Annotated in this window: 23 protein-coding genes; 10 read left to right on the forward strand and 13 right to left on the reverse strand. The window is 67.9% G+C overall.

The features are described 5' to 3' along the window. Window positions 1-43: 43 nt before the first annotated feature. Both TX79_RS11595 and TX79_RS11600 read right to left on the reverse strand, forming a co-directional pair. The gene (locus TX79_RS11595) at window positions 44-1,651 is read right to left on the reverse strand and encodes an ABC1 kinase family protein (RefSeq protein ID WP_049927600.1); all 1,608 of its coding nucleotides are present in this window, start codon (window positions 1,649-1,651) and stop codon (window positions 44-46) included. Between the two features lie 66 nt (window positions 1,652-1,717). Next, the gene (locus TX79_RS11600; RefSeq protein WP_081655552.1) at window positions 1,718-2,182 is read right to left on the reverse strand and encodes an Hsp20/alpha crystallin family protein; all 465 of its coding nucleotides are present in this window, start codon (window positions 2,180-2,182) and stop codon (window positions 1,718-1,720) included. 181 nt (window positions 2,183-2,363) lie between these two features. Here TX79_RS11600 and TX79_RS11605 point away from each other — a divergent pair, with 181 nt between their 5' ends. Next, window positions 2,364-3,677: a molybdopterin molybdotransferase MoeA gene (locus tag TX79_RS11605; protein ID WP_049927601.1), complete on the forward strand. Its 1,314-nt coding sequence runs from the start codon at window positions 2,364-2,366 to the stop codon at window positions 3,675-3,677. Window positions 3,678-4,597: 920 nt separating this feature from the next. Continuing rightward, window positions 4,598-5,071 carry a DUF7384 family protein gene (locus TX79_RS11610; protein ID WP_049927602.1) on the forward strand — a complete coding sequence of 158 codons (474 nt, stop codon included), beginning with the start codon at window positions 4,598-4,600 and terminating at the stop codon, window positions 5,069-5,071. A 118-nt stretch (window positions 5,072-5,189) separates the two neighbouring features. Here the strand turns inward: TX79_RS11610 and TX79_RS11615 are convergent, their stop codons facing one another. After that, complete coding sequence (locus TX79_RS11615) at window positions 5,190-5,738, reverse strand: XTP/dITP diphosphatase (protein WP_049927603.1); 549 nt, start codon at window positions 5,736-5,738, stop codon at window positions 5,190-5,192. A 99-nt stretch (window positions 5,739-5,837) separates the two neighbouring features. On the opposite strand from TX79_RS11615, the gene TX79_RS11620 reads away from it, so the two are divergent. Continuing rightward, a complete protein-coding gene (locus TX79_RS11620; protein ID WP_049927604.1) occupies window positions 5,838-6,167 on the forward strand; it encodes a cupin domain-containing protein in 330 nt (109 codons plus the stop codon). On the opposite strand, the gene TX79_RS11625 is transcribed toward TX79_RS11620, so the two are convergent. After that, window positions 6,164-6,838 carry a helix-turn-helix domain-containing protein gene (locus tag TX79_RS11625; protein WP_049927605.1) on the reverse strand — a complete coding sequence of 225 codons (675 nt, stop codon included), beginning with the start codon at window positions 6,836-6,838 and terminating at the stop codon, window positions 6,164-6,166. The genes TX79_RS11620 and TX79_RS11625 overlap by 4 nt on opposite strands. An 84-nt stretch (window positions 6,839-6,922) precedes the next feature. On the opposite strand from TX79_RS11625, the gene TX79_RS11630 reads away from it, so the two are divergent. Continuing rightward, entirely contained in the window at window positions 6,923-8,581 is a 1,659-nt protein-coding gene (locus tag TX79_RS11630; RefSeq protein ID WP_049927606.1) for an NADH-quinone oxidoreductase subunit D, read from the forward strand. A 154-nt stretch (window positions 8,582-8,735) separates the two neighbouring features. Here the strand turns inward: TX79_RS11630 and TX79_RS11635 are convergent, their stop codons facing one another. After that, window positions 8,736-9,023: a DUF5808 domain-containing protein gene (locus TX79_RS11635; protein ID WP_049927607.1), complete on the reverse strand. Its 288-nt coding sequence runs from the start codon at window positions 9,021-9,023 to the stop codon at window positions 8,736-8,738. A 198-nt stretch (window positions 9,024-9,221) separates the two neighbouring features. Between TX79_RS11635 and TX79_RS11640 the strand changes: the two genes are divergently transcribed. Beyond that, window positions 9,222-9,917: a YqjF family protein gene (locus tag TX79_RS11640; protein ID WP_049927608.1), complete on the forward strand. Its 696-nt coding sequence runs from the start codon at window positions 9,222-9,224 to the stop codon at window positions 9,915-9,917. 56 nt (window positions 9,918-9,973) lie between these two features. Here TX79_RS11640 and TX79_RS11645 read toward each other — a convergent pair whose 3' ends face one another. The 4 genes from TX79_RS11645 to TX79_RS11660 all read right to left on the reverse strand — a co-directional run bounded on the left by TX79_RS11645 (window position 9,974) and on the right by TX79_RS11660 (window position 12,869). After that, entirely contained in the window at window positions 9,974-10,408 is a 435-nt protein-coding gene (locus TX79_RS11645) for a hypothetical protein (protein WP_049927609.1), read from the reverse strand. Between the two features lie 93 nt (window positions 10,409-10,501). After that, complete coding sequence (locus TX79_RS11650) at window positions 10,502-12,220, reverse strand: bifunctional N(6)-L-threonylcarbamoyladenine synthase/serine/threonine protein kinase (protein ID WP_049927610.1); 1,719 nt, start codon at window positions 12,218-12,220, stop codon at window positions 10,502-10,504. 181 nt (window positions 12,221-12,401) lie between these two features. Continuing rightward, window positions 12,402-12,536 carry a 30S ribosomal protein S27ae gene (locus TX79_RS11655; RefSeq protein ID WP_049927612.1) on the reverse strand — a complete coding sequence of 45 codons (135 nt, stop codon included), beginning with the start codon at window positions 12,534-12,536 and terminating at the stop codon, window positions 12,402-12,404. Further along, entirely contained in the window at window positions 12,537-12,869 is a 333-nt protein-coding gene (locus TX79_RS11660; RefSeq protein ID WP_049927613.1) for a 30S ribosomal protein S24e, read from the reverse strand. It lies immediately after the preceding gene. Window positions 12,870-13,058: 189 nt separating this feature from the next. On the opposite strand from TX79_RS11660, the gene TX79_RS11665 reads away from it, so the two are divergent. Together TX79_RS11665 and TX79_RS11670 are read left to right on the forward strand one after the other, a co-directional pair. Then, on the forward strand, window positions 13,059-14,288 hold the full coding sequence (locus tag TX79_RS11665; protein WP_049927614.1) for a PQQ-binding-like beta-propeller repeat protein: 1,230 nt from the start codon (window positions 13,059-13,061) through the stop codon (window positions 14,286-14,288). A 2-nt stretch (window positions 14,289-14,290) separates the two neighbouring features. Further along, on the forward strand, window positions 14,291-15,106 hold the full coding sequence (locus TX79_RS11670) for a hypothetical protein (protein ID WP_049927615.1): 816 nt from the start codon (window positions 14,291-14,293) through the stop codon (window positions 15,104-15,106). On the opposite strand, the gene TX79_RS11675 is transcribed toward TX79_RS11670, so the two are convergent. Then, the gene (locus TX79_RS11675; RefSeq protein ID WP_049927616.1) at window positions 15,103-16,125 is read right to left on the reverse strand and encodes a WD40/YVTN/BNR-like repeat-containing protein; all 1,023 of its coding nucleotides are present in this window, start codon (window positions 16,123-16,125) and stop codon (window positions 15,103-15,105) included. The two genes, TX79_RS11670 and TX79_RS11675, sit on opposite strands and share 4 nt — an antisense overlap. Window positions 16,126-16,296: 171 nt before the next feature. Here TX79_RS11675 and TX79_RS11680 point away from each other — a divergent pair, with 171 nt between their 5' ends. Further along, window positions 16,297-17,436 (forward strand): outer membrane protein assembly factor BamB family protein, encoded by a 1,140-nt coding sequence (locus TX79_RS11680; RefSeq protein ID WP_049927617.1) that lies wholly within the window; start codon window positions 16,297-16,299, stop codon window positions 17,434-17,436. 88 nt (window positions 17,437-17,524) lie between these two features. After that, the gene (locus TX79_RS11685) at window positions 17,525-18,583 is read left to right on the forward strand and encodes an outer membrane protein assembly factor BamB family protein (protein ID WP_049927618.1); all 1,059 of its coding nucleotides are present in this window, start codon (window positions 17,525-17,527) and stop codon (window positions 18,581-18,583) included. A gap of 135 nt (window positions 18,584-18,718) precedes the next feature. Here TX79_RS11685 and TX79_RS11690 read toward each other — a convergent pair whose 3' ends face one another. Beyond that, window positions 18,719-18,928: a ribbon-helix-helix domain-containing protein gene (locus TX79_RS11690; RefSeq protein WP_049927619.1), complete on the reverse strand. Its 210-nt coding sequence runs from the start codon at window positions 18,926-18,928 to the stop codon at window positions 18,719-18,721. A 99-nt stretch (window positions 18,929-19,027) separates the two neighbouring features. On the opposite strand from TX79_RS11690, the gene TX79_RS11695 reads away from it, so the two are divergent. Beyond that, complete coding sequence (locus TX79_RS11695; RefSeq protein WP_049927620.1) at window positions 19,028-19,357, forward strand: DUF5789 family protein; 330 nt, start codon at window positions 19,028-19,030, stop codon at window positions 19,355-19,357. 15 nt (window positions 19,358-19,372) lie between these two features. Here TX79_RS11695 and aglJ read toward each other — a convergent pair whose 3' ends face one another. Then, window positions 19,373-20,383, reverse strand: a complete 1,011-nt coding sequence (aglJ, locus tag TX79_RS11700) for an S-layer glycoprotein N-glycosyltransferase AglJ (RefSeq protein WP_049927621.1) — start codon at window positions 20,381-20,383, stop codon at window positions 19,373-19,375. A 96-nt stretch (window positions 20,384-20,479) separates the two neighbouring features. Then, window positions 20,480-21,793, reverse strand: a complete 1,314-nt coding sequence (gene aglM, locus TX79_RS11705; RefSeq protein WP_049927622.1) for a UDP-glucose 6-dehydrogenase AglM — start codon at window positions 21,791-21,793, stop codon at window positions 20,480-20,482. Window positions 21,794-21,825: the final 32 nt, after the last annotated feature.

Below are 21,825 nucleotides of genomic sequence, written 5' to 3' on the forward strand. Positions count from 1 at the left end.
GAACGATCGGACTCGACGCTCTCGAGGCCGTCGCCGAATCGGCTCACTCGTCCCCGCCGCGGCGCTTGCGCAGGTTCTGGCGGGTGAACTGGGGTTTGACGCGCATCCCCTTCTTCTCCTTGAAGCTTCGGTAGAGGACGATCAGGAACACCACCGAGAGCGCGCCGGCGACGGCCGCCGCCTCGGGGGCCTCGAGCGCGTAGAGCAGCCCCGTCGAGAACAGCGACGTGGAGAGCAACATGCCGTAGACGAGTCGCTTGGCGAGCTGGGTGGCGACGTCCTCGGGGTCCTCCAGCCCCATCCGCACGTAGAGGTCGTCGCGCTCGAGGCGGTCGAGCGCGCGTTCGGTCTTTGGGGCGATCCGCGTGAGCGACTCGCCCGAGCGTCGCACCTGCTGGGCGGTCTCCGAGAGGTACTGGCGGACGGACTCCTCGCGGTAGCCCCGTTCGGTGAGGAAGTCGGTCGCGACCGAGATGAAGTCGAAGTCCTGATCGAGGGTGACGCAGACCCCTTCGACGACCGTCGCCACGCGCAGGACGAGCGCGAGGTTCTTCGGGAGGCGGAAGGGGAAATCGTAGATCGAGTCCTCGATCTGGCCGACGATCTGGTTGACGCGGTACTGTTCGACGTCCTCCCCGCGGGCGTCCCGGATGGCGATCTCCATCACCTCGGCCATCACGGCCCGGTCGGCCTCGGGGCTGAGCGTGCCAACCTCGATCAGGACGTCGAGGATCGCGTCGATGTCCTGGTTCGCGACCGCGACGTAGAACTCGACGATCTTCCCCTGGACGAACTCGTCGACGCGGCCGGACATCCCGAAGTCGTAGAAGACGATCCGGCCGTCGTCGGTCACCGCCAGATTCCCCGGGTGGGGGTCGGCGTGGAAGACCCCGTCGTCGATCACCATCTGCAGGTAGGCCCGCTCCAGCCGTTCGGCGAGTCGCGTCCGGTCGATCCCCTTGCGCTCGAGTTCCTCGAGGTCGTTGATCTTCGTCCCCTCGACGTACTCCATCGTCAGGACCCGCGACCCCGAGTGGCTCTCGAGGTGGTCGGGGACGACGAACCGGTCGTCGCCCGCGAAGTTCGATCGGATCTCCGCGAGCATCGCCGCCTCGCGCTCGTAGTCCATCTCCTCGCGGATCGTGCGGGCGAACTCGTCGGCCAGGTTCTCGAGCGAGAACGACCGGGCGTCGTCGACGAAGTAGAGGATGATCGGCAGCGACCACCGGATCACCCGGAGGTCGGTCTCGACGATGGACTCGACGTTCGGGCGGCGAACCTTCACCGCGACGGGCTGGCCGTCGACCTCGGCCCGGTAGACCTGCCCGAGGCTCGCGCCGCTGATCGCCTCCGTCTCGAACGCGTCGAACCGTTCGTCGACGGGTCCGAGTTCGTCCTCGATCACCGCCTTCGCCGACTCCCACTCGGCCGGGGGAACCTCGTCCTGCAGCGCCGAGAGGACCTCGATGTACGCCGGCGGGAGCACGTCCGGCCGCGTCGAGAGCAACTGGCCGAGTTTGATGAACGTCGGCCCCAGCTCGAGCAAGGAGTCGAGCAACACCTCCGCACGGCGACGGTGGACCTCCGGCCCGGGACGTCTCGAGCGCCCGAACAGGAGAAAGCGCCGGCGGTCACGCGCGTACGCGATCAGCAGCGGCAGGAACTGCCGGGCGACGACGACGAACCGCCAGTACGCACGGAGAGCCGGCAGGATCGGTCACCTCGGTTCGGCGTCGTCGGTCGGCGGCGTCTCTCCGTCGGTGCCCGTGCGTGGCTCCGCTGCACTGGTGTCGTCGGTGTCCGCGGTCGCGTCGCCGTCAGTCGCGTCGGCCCCGGTGTCCCCGCCGCCAGTCGCATCGGCCGCGTCCCGCTTCGGAACGTGAATCTCGAGGACGCCGCGGTCGACGTCCATCGAGAGGCCGTCGCCGCTCGCGTCCTCGGGCAGGGGCAACTCGACGTCGAGGAACACCGGCCGGTTCTCCTCGACGTACTGGAACTCGCCCGGGAGGGACTTCTCCCGCTTGGCCTCCAGTCGTACCGTGTCGCCCTCGACGGCGAGGTCGATCGCGTCGGCGCGCACCCCCGGAACGTCGAGGACGAGGAGATAGGCGTCCTCGCTCTCGAGTAGATCGAAGAAGACGTCGTCTGCGAGGTCCCGCAACGCGTCGCGGAGCGTTGACATAGCTTCGGGTTCGAACGCCGATACGAAAAAGCCCGCGGTCGCGGGATTTCCCACCTGAACCCCTCGAACGCGCGCGGCCCAGCGTCAGCGGTTCGGTGGAACGGTCCCCGGCGGCGACTCGAGTCGCGTGGCTCGGCGGCGGTCCCCCACGCTTTTGCCGTCCGGCGACCCCCGTTCACGTATGAAAGGTGCCGATCGCGAGCGGACGGAGGCCGGCTTCAAGGTACGAACGCCGGCCGCCGAGGCCCGCCGGATCCTCCGGGAGGCGATCCTCGAGCGTGCGCCGACGGACCCGGCGGCGGACGACGAGGCGACCGATCCCCCCACCGGCTCGGAGACCATCGACGTCGAACGCGCCGACGGCCGCGTCCTCGCCGCGCCGGTCGAAGCCGCACGCGACGTTCCCCACTACCGCCGGGCGGCGATGGACGGCTACGCCGTCCGCGCCGCGGACACGTTCGGAGCCAGCGAGCGCTCGCCGGCCGTCCTGCGGGTCGCCGACGGTACCGGGGCGGAGGCCTCGGTCGGACCCGAGACGGCCGCTCGCGTCCACACTGGCAGCGCACTTCCCGACGGGGCCGAGGCCGTCGTACGGATCGAGCGCGTCACCGAACTCGAGTCGGCCGGCGAACTCGAGGTCGAGGCCGCCGTCGCCGAGGGGGAGAACGTCGCCCCCGTCGGCGAAGACGTCGCGGAGGGACAGCACCTCTACGACGCGGGTCACCGGCTCCGTCCCTCGGATCTCGGCCTCCTGCGGTCGGCCGGCTACGCCCGCCTCGCGGTCGCCCAGCGGCCGCGGGTGAGCGTGATCCCGACCGGCGAGGAACTCGTCGCGGGCGACCCCGATCCGGGCGAAGTGGTCGAAACCAACGGACTGACCGTCTCCCGACTGGCAGAACGCTGGGGGGCCCGCACCACCTCCCGCGAGGTCGTCACCGACGACCCCGAGTCGCTGCGTGTGGCGATCCAGCGCGACCTCGCGAAGGACGTCGTCGTCACCACCGGCGGCTCCTCCGTCGGCGAGCGCGACCTCCTGCCCGAAGTGATCGACGACCTCGGCGAGGTGCTCGTCCACGGCGTCGGGATCAAACCCGGCCACCCCGTCTGTCTCGGCGTCGTCGAGGAGACCCCCGTCCTCGCGCTGCCCGGCTACCCCGTCGCCTGTCTCGTCAACGCCGTCCAGTTCCTCCGTCCCGCGCTGCGCTGGCTCGAGGGCACCACCCCCGACTCCTACCCCACAACGCGGGCCGTCCTCGAGCGTAAGATTCCCAGCGAACCCGGCACCCGAACCTTCGCCCGGGTGCGGCTCGAGCGCCGCGACGACGAACTCGAGGACGACGAACCGCAGTACCGGGCCGTGCCGACCCGGGCCAGCGGCGCGGGCGTCCTCTCGAGCGTCGCCCTCGCGGACGGCTGGGTCGTCGTCGACGACGACCGCGAGGGAATTCCCGAAGGCGAGGTCGTCCAGGTCCAGGACTGGGAACCCGATCCGTAACAGTGCTCGAGTTCGAACCCGCACTCGTGGCGGCGATGTGTCGCCTGTCTTGTTCAATCCCTGGTGTGGATTTATCGATGGTGCCACGATAGCAGCGGAACGGATGTCAACGTCTGGATCGGGCTATCGACGACTGGATCGAGAACGCGATGAAAGCCCCCGGCCATCTCGAGTCGGGGGGCTCGCTGCGCGCCTCGGTCTTCGACCTGCGGTGCTTGCATCGCCCGCCTTCCTCGAGATGGCCGGCCCCTTTCAGTCCCGCCCAGACCCTCGTCCTCCCCAGCCGACTTCTGCTCACGGGTGCGCAGCACCCGTTCGCATGGTTCGCGGAACCGAAGGTTCCGCGCTAACGCTCACGCTGTTCGCTCGTCCCTCGCGAGATAGCGAGACGACCTCGCATCTGCTCACGGCTCACTCCGTTCGCCGTTCGCGTTCCGAGGTGCTCCCGTTGGTCGCACCTCGCTTTGCTCGGCCGTCTCGCCAGCGCGCCACTCGGCCGGGAGCGCGGCTCCGCGCCTGTCACGCGGAGCCGTGCGACCCGGGGAAGGGCAGGCTCCTCCCTGGTGGACTGAAAGGGCGAGCCGCTGTGGCGTAACGTGTAGTCGCCTCAGCGACCCCTATCCGCGCTTGCGCGGATATGTCGCTGAGCGACCGCCACAGCGGCGAGGGCTTTCGAGGGGTCCGACGTTCGAGTGCTCGCCGCACTCACGAAAACCAAATCGCCAACTCGCTCCCGAAGTGATCGATTCACACCCGAGCTGTACCGACGAGTCACCGTTCCTTTTGCTCGCGGAGCGCCAAACGGGAACCGATGACCGACAGCTGGGGTGACCTCTTCGAGCGGGCGACGGCGTACGACGTAGATCTCGAACGGATCCGGGCCGCAGACGAGCGACTGCGGGAGGGAGGTGACGAAACGGATGCCTGACCGGCCGAACCCCGCCCGCGTCGTCGCGTCGCCCGCGGTGCTGGCCGCGGACCTCCTCGCCGGCGGCGCGGCCCGCGAGGCGCTGGATCACGTGCGCCGACACTCGTGGGTCGAACTCGTCGCGAGCGACGCGCTGCTCGAGCGCACCGAAACCCTCGTCGCGTCGCTGGCCGATCCGGATCTCGCGGCGGCCCACCGGGAGCGACTCGAGGCCGAGCGCGTCGCGGTCGAGCACCCGCCGGAGGACCACCCGGCGCTGGCCTCGGCCTACCGGGGACGGGCGGCGCATCTGCTCTCGTACGACGAGAACCTGACCTCGGCACAGGCGGGGCTCTCCCTGCAGCCGCGCGTCCCGGTCAGCGTCAGGCCGCCAGAGGCGTTCGCCCGCCTGTTCGACCCGGAGAGCCTGTACGAAGCGGTCGAAGGCGGCTCGTATCCGGGGCCGGACCGGGATCCCAGAGCGTGATCGTTCACGAGAAGGGGTGATCGGGCTCGAGTGACGCGAGAGGGAACGTCGCGACGTCGAGTCGACGAGCAGGTCGCGATGGTCGAGTCGACGAGCAAGATACGACCTCGAGCGACCCCTAGTGCTGGTCGGCGTACCACTCGGCGAACGCCGCGAGGGCGCGCCCGCGGTGGGAGATGGCGTTTTTCTCCTCGGTGCTCATCTCGGCCATCGTCGTCCCGTTGTACTCGAAGATCGGATCGTAGCCGAAGCCACCCTCGCCGCGCGGGGCGACGAGCGTGCCCGCGACCGACCCCTCGAACGTCTCCGTGCGCTCCCCGTCCGCGTAGGCGAGCACCGTCCGGAAGTGCGCCCGCTTGTTCTCCTCGTCCTCGACGAGCCGCCAGAGGCGCTCGACGCCGACCGTGTCCTCGACGTAGGCCGAGTACGGGCCCGGGAACCCCTCGAGCGCGTCGACGAACAGCCCCGCGTCGTCGACCAGCACCGGTTCCGTATCGCCGAGCGCCTCGTAGGCCTCCCGCGCCCCGTGGGCGGCGATCTCTGCGAGCGAGTCGCTCTGGATCTCCGTGTAGTCGTACTCGACCTGGTTGACGGCCGTGATCCCCTCGAGGTACTCCTGGGCCTCGCGGGCCTTCCCGTCGTTGCCGGTGACGAACCGAACGAGCATGTGCGAGGCGCGGCGCTCCGGGTGAATATAGCCGTCGATTCCGCGGATCGTGCCCGATCGACGCGAAACTATTTACTCGATTGACAGTATACCGACCGTATGGACGTCACGGACTGGGACGATCCCACCCGAATCGACGATATCGACGGCGGTGAGCGTCGCGTCCTGGCGTGTACCGACGACCTGATGGTCGTCCACTACGCGCTCGAGGCCGGCGCGGAAGGCGACCCGCACAGCCACGAGGAGACGACGCAGGCGAGTTTCGTCATCGAAGGATCGCTCGAACTCCGCGGTGCGTACTCGCGAACCGTCGAGGCGGGCGACTCGTACGTCGTCCCGCCCGGGACGGAACACGGCGTCCGCGCCCTCGAACCCTGCCGGGTCGTCGACGCGTTCGCGCCTCCGCTCGAGGAGTACCGGCCCGACTAACGATCGGTGAGCGACAGGTCGAGTTCTCCGATTACGGCCGCCTCCGCTTTCCGGAGGTGTTCGGCCGCCGTCCCCGCCGAACAGCCGAGTTCCGCGGCCACGTCCTCGACGCTCGCCTCGCGGGGCACGGCGAAGTAGCCCATCTCGCGAGCGACGCATAGCGCCTCGCGCTGACGGTCGGTGAGCGCCGCGACCGCGGCGTCGCTCCCATCGTACTCGCCCACGCGCTCGACGGTCGCCTCGATCCCGTCGGGGATTCCCTCGAGCGCCCGCCGGAGGTCATCCGACTCACCGACGACCGAGAACCGGACCGTCCAGTCCGAGCGGTACTCGAGCGGCGGCAGCGGGACGAGGCTCCCCCGCGAGAAGGTCTCGAGCAACTGCGTTCCCACGTCGTCGGGCACGTCGCGGACGTAGACGGTGAACGACCGGTCGCCGACGCGGCGCACCTCGAAGCTCCGGATTCCGTCGACCGACTCGAGGGCGGCCTCGTACTCGGCGGCGGCCCCGGCGTCGGCGACGACGTGAAAGATGAACGCGTACTCCTCGGAGCCGGTGAAGTTGCCGTGGACCATCCGGTAGGAGTCGAACGCGTCGCGCTCGGCGACGAACCGGTGCATCGGGTGGATCGTCTCGGCGTCGTGTCGGAGTGTCAGCCGGACGGTCTTCATGGCCTGACGTTCGCCCTCGCACATAAATAGCCTAGCGCGTGGCGCAGCACCGCCTCCCGTCCGCCGTTCGAACGGACGGCTAGCATGACGACACCGGAACTCGAGTCCGCGGCGCGTCGGTCGGGTGGAGCGACCGACTTCGAGGGGCTGTTCGCCGAGTACGCGATCGACCGCGACGACCACCTCAACGCGCCGGCGTTCGTCGTCCGGCCCGACGAGGTTCGGGCGACGCTGCGGCGACTCCGCGAGGAGGCCGGCTTCGATCACTGCGCCTGCGTCACCGCCCAGCAGTACCCCGATCGGTACGAGACGATCTACCACCTCCGCTCGTACGACGACCCGACGCGGGAGGTGAGCGTCGTCGTTCCGACCCCGATCGACGAGCCGACGAGCGAGTCCGCCGCGCCCGTCTACGAGACGGCAAACTGGCACGAACGGGAAGCCTACGACCTGATCGGCATCGCGTACGAGGGTCACCCCGACCTGCGGCGCATTCTGCTACCCGAGACGTGGCAGGGCCACCCGCTGTCGCTCGAGTACGACCAAACGCGGCCCCAGATCGTCACGCTCACCGAGCACGAGAACCCGATCGCGGGTACCGAACGCGACCCCGAGTCGGAGACGCTCTTTCTCAACATCGGCCCCCATCACCCGGCGACCCACGGCGTGATGCACGTGAAAGCCGTGCTGGACGGCGAGACCGTCGTCGACGTCGAACCCGACATCGGCTACATGCACCGCTGCGAGGAGCAACTGTGCCAGGAGAGTACCTACCGCCACCAGATCATGCCCTACCCAGACCGGTGGGACTGGGTGTCCTCAGGGCTGTTGAACGAGTGGGCCTACGCCCGTGCGGCCGAGGACCTGGCGGGAATCGAGGTGCCCGACTACGCCCAGGTGCTTCGCACGATGGGTGCCGAACTCTGTCGCATGGCGTCGCACTTCATCGCGATCGGTTCCTACGCGCTGGACATCGTCGGCGAGTTCACGGCGGCGTTCATGTACGCGATCCGCGATCGGGAACTCGTCCAGGATATCCTCGAGGAGCTGACCGGCCAGCGGATGATGTTCAACTACTTCCGACTCGGCGGCGTCGCCTGGGACCTCCCGAAACCCCGCGAGGCGTTCCTCGAGCAGTGTCGCGACTTCCTCGACAGTCTCCCGCCGAAGATCGAGGAGTACCACGACCTGCTCGTGCAAAACGAGATCTTTCAGGCGCGCGTCGTCGACACCGGTATCCTCGAGCCGGACGTCGCGAAGGCCCACGGCTGTACAGGGCCGGTCGCACGCGGCTCCGGGATCGACTACGACCTCCGGCGCGACGACCCCTACGGCTATTACCCGAACCTCGAGTGGGACGTGGTCACCGAAGACGGCTGTGACAACTACAGCCGCGTCCTCGTGCGGCTGGGGGAGCTCGAGGAGTCGGCCAAGATCGTCGAGCAGTGTCTCGACCTGCTCGAGGCGTGGCCCGCGGACGAACGCACGCTCCAGTCCAACGTTCCACGGACCCTGAAGCCCGATCCGGACACAGAGGTCTACCGCGCCGTCGAAGGGGCGAAAGGCGAGCTCGGCATCTACATCCGATCGGATGGCACGGAGACGCCGGCCCGGTTCAAGATCCGCAGCCCCTGTTTCTCGAATCTCTCGGCCCTCCCAGAAATCGCCCGGGGCGAGTACGTCGCCGACCTGATAGCGGCCATCGGCAGTCTCGACTGCATCATGGGCGAGGTCGATCGGTGACGGCGCTGACCGTTCAGCGCGTGATCGACGCGTCTACCGCTCCGCCGAACAGGAAACGTCGGTCGCAGTCGATTCGGGCGTCGTCGTTCGCCCGACGGGAGCAGGATGGCCGACGCTACGCGAGCCGAGAAGCGAAACTGCGAGAACGGCGGGACTACTCGTCGGCGTCTTCGTCGACGATGACCTCGACCGGTTCGTCCTCCGCGCCCTCGTCGGACTCCGAGGGGCCGCGTTCCTGATGCCACAGCAGCGCGCCGGCGACGCCGATGACGACCCACGACCGCCAGTTCGCCAAGTTGAGGGTGTAGCCGACGCCGAAGGGTTTCTCGACGAGCATCCCCTTGCCGGGCTGCCAGTACGACGAGAGCATGCGACCCAGACTCGGTCGTTCGAAGTTGTACGGTACGCCGAGAATCTCACCGGATGTCGGCTTGTCTGCCATGCTCGATGATACGTTCTCCCCCGATAAGAGTATTGTGTGCTCGTCTCGGCGGTCGAAATCAGGAGGCCCCGGTTCGAGACTCCGGACGGCGGCGTCGGTCCGACCTCGAGCGAGCGATTCAGCCGCCCGGCTCAGACGCGGCGGGAACCTCGCGCTCCCACGGAAACCCTTTCACGTCGACGAGCCAACGCGTTCCGTATGGTCCTCCCGCTCGAGATGGGGTGGCGGCACCTCCTCTTCCAGAACTGGCCGGTCGACGACGGCGTGCTGGAGCCACACCTCCCGGCGCAACTGACCGTCGACACGCACGATGGCACCGGCTGGCTGTCGGTCATCCCGTTCACGAACGTCGACGTGCGGCCCTGCGGCCTGCCCCGCCGACTGGGCGTCCCGCTCCCCGAGATCAACGTCCGGACGTACGTCACCCACGACGGCGAGCCGGCGGTCTACTTCTTCAGCCTCGACGCACAGGGGATCGCGAGCGTGCTGGGTGCGCGGCTCTTCCACCACCTCCCGTACTACTACGCGCGGATCTCGCTCGAGCGGACCGCCGACGGAATTCGGTTCGAAAGTCGCCGGCGACAGCCCGGCGACCGGCCCGGCGCGTACGAGGCCACCTACCGGGCGACGGGGGAGCCCTTTACGGCGACCGAAGACCCGTTGGCGCGGTTTCTCGTCGAGCGCTACCGATTCTACACGGAGGCGCTGGACGGATCGCTCCGCTACACCGACGTCGACCACGAGTCGTGGACGCTGTACCCGGCGACGGCGACCGTCGAGCGGAACACGCTGCTCGCGGCGAACGGGTTCGCGGTGCCCGATTCAGATCCCGTCTGCTACTACAGCCCGGGACTCGACGTCGTTGCAGCGACGAGTCAGCGGTGCGATCCGTAGCGCTTCCGTTGCCGCCGTCGGACGACCCGGCCGCTAGCCGTCGAACAGCGCGGCGATCACCGCCGATTCGGAACGTCGTCGACCGCAGCCTGGACGTCCGGGTCCGAACCGACGACGGTGAACGTCGTACTCCCGTCCCGGTTGCACTCGATCGGCGGGACGGTCATGAGCGTCCCGCGAATGAAGTTCTCGAACAGACCTCGCGCAGCCGTCGACACATCGCCCTCGAAGAAGCAGTGACACTCCCGCTCCGAGAGGGGCAGAATCTCGTAGTCGCGACCGCTCTCGTGACCCTCGAGAGCCGCAGCGAATCGGCGGTAGGCTCCCTCGAGCCGGAACAAAAACGCGGTCGGCGGCGTCGAAACGTTCCAGTTGACGATGCGCGCTCGCTCGAGGTAGCTCGCGCCGCCGGCGAGGAGTTCGTAGATAGGAGGGGAGTACTCGCCGGTGGGACGCAGTCTCGTGGATCGCCGGCTTCGGACTGCTTTCAACGTGGTGGTCGGGTTCTGTGGCGGCAACTACCTGCTCGGCGTCGATACGACGGTCGGCGACACTTGCGACGCTTGCGAGGAGACCCGATCGGATTAGGCGTCGTCGCCCGCGCCGTCGTCCTCGACGTACCGACCCCGCCCCTCGACGTCCTCGAGCCGCTCTAACACGCGTTCGTCGCCGACCTCGCGGTAGCCCTCGAGCACTGCCTCGCGCAGCGGTTCGGGGTCGTCGGCGGTGCCGACGAGGCTCTGGTCGAAGACGTGGACGTCCATCGCGTAGTCCTCGACGTGGTCGGTGTGGTAGCCGAGGCCGAAGTCGATGAGGTAGGTACGGCCCTCGCCGACCCGCACGTTCCGCGTCGTCGGATCTCCGTGCACGAAGCCAGCGTCGTGCAACCGCGCGAGGTGCCGTCCCACGTCCCGAACCCGCTCGACCGCCAGGGACTCGCGGAGGTCCCGGTCGCCGACGTACTCGAGTTCCAGTCGCGCCTCCCGGGGATCGACGTCCGAAAGTACTGGCGTCGGCACGCCCTCGCGCCTGGCGAGGCTCGTGAGCCGGGCCTCGAGCGTCGTCCGCTCGCGCCGCAGGCGCTCGTCGAGTTGCGGGTGGCGATAGGTCTTCGACTCGCGGCGTTTCGTCACGCGGCCGGCGTCGGACTCGAGGTCGACCAGCGCCTCAGCGCCCTGGACCTGCTGCTTGCCCTCGGCCGCGCCGCGGCCGGCTGCTAACTCGGGTTCGTCGGCATGCTCGCGGTTCCGGTCGTCACCGCTCGCATTCTCGAGGTCCTCGCTTCGCTCGGACCTCGCACGCCACGTCACGGGCACCTGATCCGGGCGGAAATTGGGATCGACCTTCGATTTCTCGAGCGCGAGCGTATCGCCGGCGTCGTACATCTTCGCGCCGAGGACGGCGATCATCCCCGCGTTGTCCCGCAGGAATCGCGGTTCGGGCGCGTGGAACTCGGCCCCGCGCTGGTCGCACATCTCCTCGAGCATCTCGCGCAGGCGGGCGTTCTGTCCGACGCCGCCGCCGAGGACGAGTTCGTCGCTGCCGGTCAGCGAGAGCGCGCGCTCGGCGACTTCGGTCAGCATGCCGAAGATGTTCTCCTGCAGCGAATAGCAGATATCTTCCACGGGGACGCCGTCGTCGTAGCGCTGCTTAGCGGCGCTCATAATCCCCGAGAAGGAGAAGTCCATCCCCTTGACGACGTAGGGGAGGTCCACGTACTCGCCGTCCTCGGCGGCCGCCTCGACCTTCGGCCCGCCGGGGTGGGACCAGCCGACGTGGCGCGTGAACTTGTCGATAGCATTGCCAACGCCGGTATCCATCGTCTCGCCGAGCACGCGGTACCGGCCGTTCCGGTAGGCAAGCAGGTGGGCGTTCGCGCCGCTGGCATTGAGACACACGGGGGAGTCGAAGTCGGCGGTGTGGCGGCCGATCTCGAGGTGGGCCACCATGTGGTTGACGCCCACGAGGGGCACCTCGAGCGACTGAGAGAGCGCGCGGGCGGCCGTTCCGACGATCCGCAGGCACGGGCCGAGACCGGGACCGCGCGAGAAGGCGACGGCATCGACGGGCGGTTCGTCCGCAGGGCCGTCGTGTGTTTCGCGGGCGCGCTCGAGCGCCGTCTCGACGACTTGAGGGATCGCCTCGTGCATGTGCTCGGCCGCCTCGCGGGGGTGAATGCCGCCGCTGTCGGGCTGGTAGGCGTCGCTCTCGATGAACACGTCGTCGGTCGCGGAATCGAACACCGCCGCGCTGGCCGCCCAGGCGGTGCCCTCGATGCCGAGAATGCGGGTGTCAGAACTCACGGGTTGGAATCCGATCGCGATACGGCGGTGAACGAACGACCGCGGCGGTTACGCGCTCGCGGTTCACGTCGTTCACCGTTCGCGTTCTCGAGGGATCTCGCTGCGCTCGATCCCTCGCAGGCTCACGGGCGTTTCACGCCCGTTCGCTTGTTCGATGCCCCTCGCTTCGCTCGGCGCATCGCTACTCCCACTCGGTGTAGCCGCACTTCCCGCAGTGTTTGCGGTCGCCGTGGTCGGCGAGGAAGGAGTCGCCACACCGGGGGCACTGCTCGCGGTCGGTGCTGCCGTCGTCGTCGTAGAGTTCGTAGCGCGCCATCTATGCTTCCTCCGCTTCGGCTTCGGCTTCGGCTTCGGCCTCGGCCTCTTCGTCGACGCCGATCTTGTTGCGCTCGAGCATGTGATCCTGCTCGACGTCGCGGGCGTCGTCGGCGCTCTCGTAGACCTTCGCTTCGCCGACGGTCTTTCGCATCCCGAACTTGGTGTCGAGTTTCCGGACGACGACCTCGTCGGCGTCCTTGTTGAGTTTCGCCGCGAGGCTGTCCCGAACCTGCAGGCGCTCGGGCGTGGCGTCCTCGTGGGTCAGTTCGAAGGTGACGTCGGTCCGATGCAACATGGGGTTCTCCGCTTCGGAGACGATGTCGATGTCCATGATATCACTCAGTTACCCTACTATCCCCCTGTCGCGACTAAAAGGATTTCGAAGCACCCGACCGGTACCGGCCGCCGGGCGGCCTGCACCGAGTCCAGGGCGAGGCACCGCACGGACGACTGCTTCGCTATTCGATCCGCGACTCGGGATGGAAGAATTTACGCTTCCGTGACGAGTTGCTCCGAACCGATGCCCTCCAGACGACGGGTACTCGCCGGCGGTGGGGTCGCCTTCGGGGTCGGATTCGGTACCACTCGTTCGTTAGATGGGCCGATCTCGCTATCGGAAGCCAACGGGTCGGAGTGGCCGATGGCTCGCTACGACGCCGCCGGGACCGGTGGCAACCCAGCGGCCTCGGGCCCGAAAGACGGGGTGCAGGTCAGGTGGGAAACGGCACCGGAGACGGCCGTCTCGGGACCGGCACCGCCGGTCCTGATCGGCGAGACGCTGTTCGCCGTCGGTCGGGAGGGGCTGGTCGCACTCGAGCGGGACACGGGTCGCCTCCGATTCGAACGTCTCGGCCACTCCTATCTCTCGGCACCCGCGCGGGTGTCGACCACTACGTACCGATCCGATACGCTGGCCGTCACGGGAATCGACGGGGTCCACGGACTGAGCGCCGACGGCGGCTACGCAGCGGCGGGGTACAGCGTCGGCCTCGAGCGGTGGTACGCGCCGGGCCGAGAACCACCGATGAAGCGGTACGCGAGTCCGGCGGGACCACCCCCCGTCGCCACCGAGGGATCGGTGTACGCGGTCCTTCCCGGGTCCGATCGAATCATCGCGCTCGACGGCAATAGCGGCCGGGTCCGCTGGGAGCAGGACGTCGAGACGTCGGTCGCAACGCTGGCGTCTCGACCTGCCGTTCGCAACGGCACCGTCTTCGTCTGCGGCTGGGAGTCGGTCCTCGCGTTCGACGCCGAGACCGGCCAGCACCGCTGGACCGGAATGCCGGGAACCGACGGCACGGGCCGGCATCGCGACCTCCTCGCGCCGACCGCGACCGATGAGGGGATCGTCGTCCCGAGTCGGTCGGACGTCGCACTGCTCGATCCGGCCGACGGCAGCCTCGAGTGGGAGTACCGCCACGACGGGAACGCGACCGATGGCAGCGCCGCCGTCGCCGACGGAACGGTATTCGTCTCCGACGGCGACGACGCGCTCCACGCGATCGACCTCGAGACGGGGACGAAGGAGTGGACCGCCGAGTACCGACACGAGGTCCACCCGGTGGTCGCCGACGGCGTCGTCTACCTCACGTACGCGTGGCACCCCGAACTGGTCGCACTCGACGCCGAGACGGGCGAGCGACGCTTTACGTACGAGGGCCTCGAGTGGCCCTCACAGCCCGTCGTCGGCGACGGCGTCCTCTACGTCGTCGGCCACGAACGCGTCGTCGCGCTCGAGGAGGGGGAGTGAGCATGGCGAACGAATCCGGTCGCGGATCGAACGGACTGGAACCAACCGACGGGCAGTCGGAGCCGCATCCGGTATCGGTCGCGTTCGCGCGTCTCCGCGAGGATCCACTCCTGTTCGTCCCGTTCGTCCTCGTCGGCCTCGTCCTCTCGGCGGTCGACTGGCTCCACCGACGGGATCCGATCCACGTGGTCGAGTGGGGCCGGGTGGAGACCACCGGACTCGACGTTCGCGTCGAGTTCGTCGGCTATCCGACGGGAGTCCAGCAGACGGTACGGCCGCTCGAGTCGTTGATCGGTCTGGAGCAGTTCCACCTGGTCTGGGGGATCGGCCTCTACGTCCTGCCGATGGCCGCGATAGCGATCGCTGGCACCGTCACGATTGCGCGCTCGATGGGGCAGCGCGTGTCGGTCCGGGCGGTCGGTTCGCTGTTTGCTTTCGTGGTCGCGGTAGACCTGTTCCACCGGCTGCTCGGGTCGATCGATGGGCTCCAGACGATGGGAGTCTGGGGGCTCGCACCGCTTGCGGTCTACTTCGGCCTGCTGGTGAAACTGTTCCTCGTTCCGGGGCTGCTCGTCGACGAACGCTCGATTCGGACGGCGCTCGGGGAAAGCGCCCGACGAACGGCGGGTCGTGGCCTGTCCGTGTTCGGGCTGATACTCCTGCTCGGACTCGGGGGCTGGCTGCTCTCGGCGGCTCCGCTGGTCGGGACGGTGCTGAGTAGCGCCCTCGTCGCGCCGGTACACGCCCTCGTTATCGTTGCCGTCCTCGAGCAAGACGGGGGCGTCGCCTCCCGGGCCCTGAGGGAGGCCACCGATTAGTCGGCCAGCGCGGCGATTCCTCGCGGCGTCTGAGCCTCGAGCGATTCCGGCCACTCGATCTCCAGTGGCTCCCAGCGGCCGCCGAAGTCCTCGGTGACGAAGACGCCGCGGTTTGTGAGCGCGTAGACTGTCTCCGGTTCGCCGGTCGTGGCGAAGACCGCCCGGACGACGCCCTCGCCGGTCGGGAGGCCGTGATCGTCGAGCCGTTCCCACGTCTCGGCCGTCGAATCCTCCACACCGGCGGCGGAGCGACGGTAGACGTACGACTCCGCCGTATCGGCCGTGTGCGCCTTGGAGGCACCCGACGCGCTCGAGACGATGACGGCGTCCGGATCGCCCGGATCGCGGGCCAGCCCCCAGCAGTAGGTGTGCTCGAGGCCCGCCTGCGGGTGGGTCCAGCTCTCGCCGCCGTCGTCGCTCTCGGCGTAGCCGTCGCCCGCGGCGGTGTAGAGCCGTCCCTCGCGGGCCGGGTGGGTCGCAAGCGTGTGATTGTCCCGTCGGGAGCCTTCGGGCCGTTCGTGCCAGCTCTCGCCGCCGTCGTCGCTGTAGACGAACGCGCCGGCCTCGATGCCGACGTAGAGCCGCTCGGGATCGTACGGATCGACCTCGAGCCAGCGGACGTGGTGGGTGTCCGGTCGCGGCGGGAAGTACCACTCGTCGGCCGAGGGCAGGTCGACGATCCCCTCGAGGTGGGTCCAGGAGTCTCCGGCGTCGGTGCTTCGGTAGACGCGGCTGGGTTCGGTGCCCGCGTAGATCACCGCGGGATCGTGCGGGCTGATCGCCAGCGACGTGACCGCCTCGCTCACGAACGGCGTCTCGAGGCGGTCGAACGAGTCGCCGGCGTCGTCAGAGCGGTAGAGGCCGTCCTCGAACGTCCCGACGAACGCCCGCTCGGGCGCGTCGGGCGAGGCGGCGACGCACTCGAGGCGCCGACCCTCGAGTCGGGTCGTCGTGGTCCACTCGTCGCCGTCGGTACAGACCAGGAGCCGGTCCTCCAGGGCAGCGTAGACGGTCGCCATACCGGATGTACGCTCGCGACGGCTAAATGTTCGTGGGGGTATCGACCGCGACCCCGGTTCGGTGTTTGCCGCTCGATTGTGGCTACGAACGACCCCGGAGGGGGTTCCGATTATATTGGTTCAGATATTAATAGGGAAACGAATATACGACTGAAATATCCGCATTCGAGTATGGATCGGCGTAGCTTCGTGCGAAGCGCGTGCGTGGGGGGTTGCATCGGCGTCGCCGGTTGTCTGGGGGCGTTCTCCGACGACGCGGAGTGGACGTTCGGGACCGATCTGGAGCGGACGATTACCGTCGACGACGACGCCGTGTACGTCAACGAACGGACCGAACACCGCGAGAGCGTCATTCACGCGCTGGATCGACGGACGGGTGAGGAGGAGTGGTCGATCACCATCGACGGCGTCCCCTGGGGGCCCTGGGTGACGGAAGGTGGACGGCTCATCGCGGCATTACGGGTGTTCCCGGACGACGGCGACAGCCAGTTCTACGTCCGGGCGATCGATACCGCGAGCGGACACCAACTGTGGGAGACCAGAGCGTTTATCGGATCCGGCCGACCCCGAATTTTCCCGGTAGCGGACGGCGAGGAAGTGTTCTTCCAGGAAGACGAAGAGATCGTCGCCGTGGACGCCGACTCCGGGGACGAACTCCGGACGTACGAGATGCCGTCCCACGTGAGAACGGACTCGCGCCGGATCGACCTCCACGACGATATCGTCTGGGGGGTGATCCGCAAAGAGAGCGGCCAACCGTTATTGGCCGGGCTCTCTCGCGGCCTGGACGACGTGTTCTGGGAGTGGGACACCGAGGGGAACGGTGTGGAAACCACGATCGCCGGCGACGAGTACCTGTACGCCCTCGTGGACGAGGGAACCGGGGATCCGTACCGGATCGCGGCCGTCGATTCACAAACCGGCGAAGAAACCTGGAGCGTACGAAAAGGTACTGTTGCACAGCTCACGTATCGGCGTGGAGACGTGTACTTCCTCCACAGCTCCGCCTCCCCCTCGGACAACCAGTGGGCGATCGACTGCCTCGAGGCGTCGACGGGGGAACAGCGGTGGTCCACAACCGTGGAGTACCAGGACGTGACCGCGGACGAGGAGTTCGTGTACTTGACGAACGACCGTGGAAAGGCCACCGCACTCGACGGATCGGACGGTAGCGAGGTCTTCGAGACGGACCTCAACGCCGGAATGCTCGGGGACGACGAGGGGTTCGAACGGGGCGTCGGAGACGACGGCTACCTCTACGCCATTTCCGATCGAGGAACCCTCTACGCGTTCGACGCCGACGATGCCTGAGCGATCGTCGGGACGGCGACGATTCCTGGGGCACGGGGCCGCGATCGTTACAGCGGGCCTCGCGGGTTGCGTCGGGAGACTCCGCGAAGTGGCTCTCGGGAACGGGTACGACGAGTCGGGGCCGGTGTCCGTCGCCTGGACCACGGAACTGGAAGACCGGCCCGCCCGTGCGCGCCCGATCCTCATCGGCGACACGATCGTCGTTCACGGACGCGACGGTACGGTGACGGGGATCGACCTCCGCAACGGCACGATCGAGTGGACCCTCGACGGACACGAGACCTCGCAATCGTACGTCCCGGTCGCGGCGAGTGCCGTAGAGGGACTCGCTTACGCGTGGGCCGGTGACCACGTGACCGCGATCGATCCCGCTGACGGTGGGGTAGCGTGGCGCTCCGAAACCGTCGACGGCGTCGACCCGGATCTGGCCTCCGTTCCGTTGCGCGCCGACGGCGATCTGCTGTACGCGGGGGCGGACCGACCGACTGCGTTCGACGCCGGTTCGGGCGACCTCCTGTGGCGACACGACTCGTTCGAAACGTTCGGGGTCCCGTACTTCACCCCGACGTTCGAGGGAGACCACCTCTACGTCCCCACCGACGAAGGGATCGTCGTCCTCGAGCGGGCGACGGGCGACGAGCGCATCCTGGCGACGGATCCGACGACGGACGAGGAGATCGTGGCGTATCCGCCCGAACTCCACAACCTGACTCGACCCGTCGTGACCGACGAGTACGTCATCGTGCTGGCACACGGCGAGGGGATGTACGCCTACGATCGGCTGAGTACGCGGCCGCAGTGGGAGGTAGCGGACAGCTACTACTGGGGACACGTCCTCCGCGACGGGATCGTCTACGCCTCCACGTACCGGACGGTAAAAGGACTCTCCATCGAGGACGGGTTCGAGGCCGTCGCGTACGACACCGGCGATCGAGCACCCAACGGCGTCCCCGTCCTGGACGGCTCCTCGATCTACGTCGGCACGGGCGGAAGCGACGGCGGTGCGATCTTCTCGTTCGACGCCGCGTCCCGCGATACCAACTGGCGAGTCACGACGCCGTCCGACGTACGAACCGCACCGATCGTTGCCGGCGACAGAGTCGTCGCCGCTACCGAAGGGGAAATATTCGCGCTGACCGAGGAGTGAGGACGGATCGAGCGCGTCGGGCCGATCCGTAGATCCAGCCCGTTACCGGAACAGGTCGGTACTCATCGACCAGTCGGCTCCGCGCACCGCTGTGAAGGGGACGGTTATGAGACGGTACGCGCTCGAGGGGCCCCGTTACTCGAGGTAGCCGAGGCCGCGCAGTTGCTCGGTGATCTCCTCGAACTCGGCTTCCGTCAGTTGGCCCTCCTTCTGGTGCTGGATGACGATGCTCCGCAGGAGAAACCGCACGAGGTCGCTGGTGCTCTGGAAGCTGGTTCCCTCGATGGTCTCCTCGACGCGTTCCGCGAGGTCCTTCGGAATCGAGACCGTGGTATACTCGGTCATACTGGCTAGTTCGTCGCCCCCGCCAAATGCGTGTCGACGCCGCGCCCAGCGATGTCCGTCTTCGTAGCGGTTTTGAGACGGGACGACGAATCCGCGTGCATGGGAGTCCGGCCACCATCGAGCGGAGACGACGAGGAACCCGAGAGCATCGAGTTCGGTATCGCGGCCGTCGACGCCCGGCTTAAGGACGCCGACCTCTCCTTTCCGGCGACGAAGGACGACGTCAGGGCCGAACTGGGTCACGAGCGGATCCCGTACGACGTCCACGGCAACGACGTCGCGCTCGGGGAAATCCTCTCGGAGGTCGAGACGCGCCAGTTTCGCTCGCGCCAGGAACTGCTGAACGAACTCCACGAACCGTTCGAGGAGTACCGACAGAACCGCTCCGGCGGCGTCTTCCAGCAGGTCCGCTCGATGCTCCCGTTCTGAGACCGAAATTCAGTTTCACTCGTCGTCGCGCGCCTCGCGGGTGATCTGCTCGAGGCGGCGTCGCTGCTCGCGGTGTAACGAGACGAGCATGTCCGAGAGGACGCCGAACATCACCAGCTGGAAGCCCAGCAGGATCGCGGCCGCGGAGACGAGCGCGAGGATCTCGTGGCCGACGCCGTACTGGAGCCACCGCCAGAGGACGTAGCACGCGATCGCCCCGCCGCTCGCGATTCCCAGCACGCCGAGGCTCCCGAAGTAAAACAGGGGGTTGTTCGTCTTCGCGAGCGAGTACAGCGCGACGATGATCGTCCCGCCGTCTCTGACCGGGTGGAGGTTCGTCTCGGACTCCTCCGGTCGGGCGCTGTAACTGATCGGGACGACCGTCGTGTCGATGCCGTGTTTGACGCACTCGACGGCGAGTTCGGTCTCGATCGTGAAGCCGTCCGAGTCGAGCGACAGCCGCTCGAAGGAGTCGACCGTGAACGCCCGGTAGCCCGAGAGGATGTCCTCGAAGTCCGCGCCGTGGATGGTGCGGAACGCACGGTTGATCAGCCGGTTGCCGAAGCCGTTCAACGCCTTCATCGCGTCGTCGTCCATGTCCGCGAAGCGGTTGCCGATGACGTGTTCGTACCCCCGCGAGAGGGGCTCGAGCATCCGCTCGGCGTCGGCCGGATCGTACGTGCCGTCGCCGTCGACCATCAGCACGTACGGCACCTGGATGTACTCGACGGCCTCGCGGACGGCCTGGCCCTTCCCCTCACCGGACTGGACGATCACTTCAGCGCCGCGTTCGCCCGCGATGTCGCGGGTCTCGTCCTCGGAGCCGCCGTCGACGACGACGACGTTGGTGTAGCCTTCCTCGTAGAAGCCGTCGATCACGTCGCCGATCGTCGCCGCTTCGTCGAGCGTGGGGATGAGGATACAGACCTCGTCGGACGAAATCTCGCGCCTCTCGTCGGTCATGGCCACGACCTCACCGCCGTCACCACGGAGCCGGGAGCCGGCACGAACCGCGTCATCTTCCATCGGGGGATAGATCCCGGCCGTGACTGCAAAAGACTACTGATTGATCCGTCGCCCAGTGAAGACCGCCAGGATGGGCCGCGTTCGAGAACCGACCGATCACCACGTCAGCCCCTCGTACACCTCGAGTTCGTCGGCGTCGACGTCGATCCGACGGCCGTCGACGACGACGCGCCGGGCCATCCCCTCGAAGGAGAGGTCGTCGAACGCTGGCCAGTCGGTGGCGACGACCGCGCCCTCGGCTTCGTCGAGGGCGTCTTCGGCGCTGTCAGCGTAGGCGACCTCGAGGTCGGGGTACGTCTCGCGGACGTTCTCGACGGCGACCGGATCGTACGCCACGGGGTCGGCTCCCCGCTCGAGCAGGTGCTCGATCACGTCCAGCGCCCGGGACTTGCGGACGTCGTCCGTGCCGGGCTTGAACGAGAGTCCAAGTACCGCGATCCGCGCGCCCTCGAGGTCGACGTGCTCCCCGAGGAGGTCGACCAGTCGGCGTGGCTGGGCGTCGTTGACCGCGACGACGGCGTCCAGCAGTTCGGGGTCGTACCCCTGTTCGCGCGCGCCCGCTCGGAGGGCGTCGACGTCCTTCGGGAAACACGAACCGCCCCAGCCCAGCCCCGAGCGCATGAAGCGTTCGGAGATCCGGTCGTCCAGTCCGACGGCCTCGAGCACCTCATAGGCGTCCGCACCGTACTCCTTGGCGACGTTGCCGAGTTCGTTGACCAGCGACACCTTCGACGCGAGGAAGGCGTTGTTGGCGTACTTGATGAGTTCGGCCTCGCGGACGTCCGTCTCGACGAGGTCCGGCGTCCCGTCGGCCGGCTCCGTCTCGCCCTCGAGGATCGGAGCGTACAGCTCCCGCAGGGTCGCCGCGGCCTCGTCGCTCGTCGCGCCGACGACGACCTTGTCGGGCGCGAGGAAGTCCTCGACGGCGGTGCTCATCCGCAGGAACTCGGGGTTCATGGCCAGTTCGAGGCCGTCGCCGACGGCCGTTCCCGACGCTTCCTCGAGGAGCGGGCCGACGACCTCCTCGGTCGTCCCCGGCAGGACGGTGGATTTGACGACCACCAGGTGCTCCTCGGATGTCGCCGCGAGCGCGTCGCCCAGCGATTCGGTCCCCGCTTTCATCGGACCCAGCTCGAGGCTCCCGTCGTCGGCACTCGGCGTCGGGAGACAGAGGAACGTGACGTCCGTATCCAGGACCGCGTCGTAGTTGGTCGTCGCCCGCAACCGCTCGCCGCCGTGTTCGGCGATGCGCTCCGCGAGACCGGGTTCGTGAATGGGCGTCTCGCCGGCGTTGACGGCGTCGACGATCTCCTGATCGATCTCGACGTTGACGACTCCGTGGCCGAGGTCGGCGAGACAGGCGGCGATCGTCGTGCCGACGTAGCCGCTGCCGACGATGGAGACGTTCATAGCTTGGACCACGGCGGCATCGATTAGGTGTT

The sequence above is a fragment of the Halopiger goleimassiliensis genome, from assembly GCF_000455345.1.
Taxonomy (GTDB): Archaea; Halobacteriota; Halobacteria; order Halobacteriales; family Natrialbaceae; genus Halopiger_A; species Halopiger_A goleimassiliensis.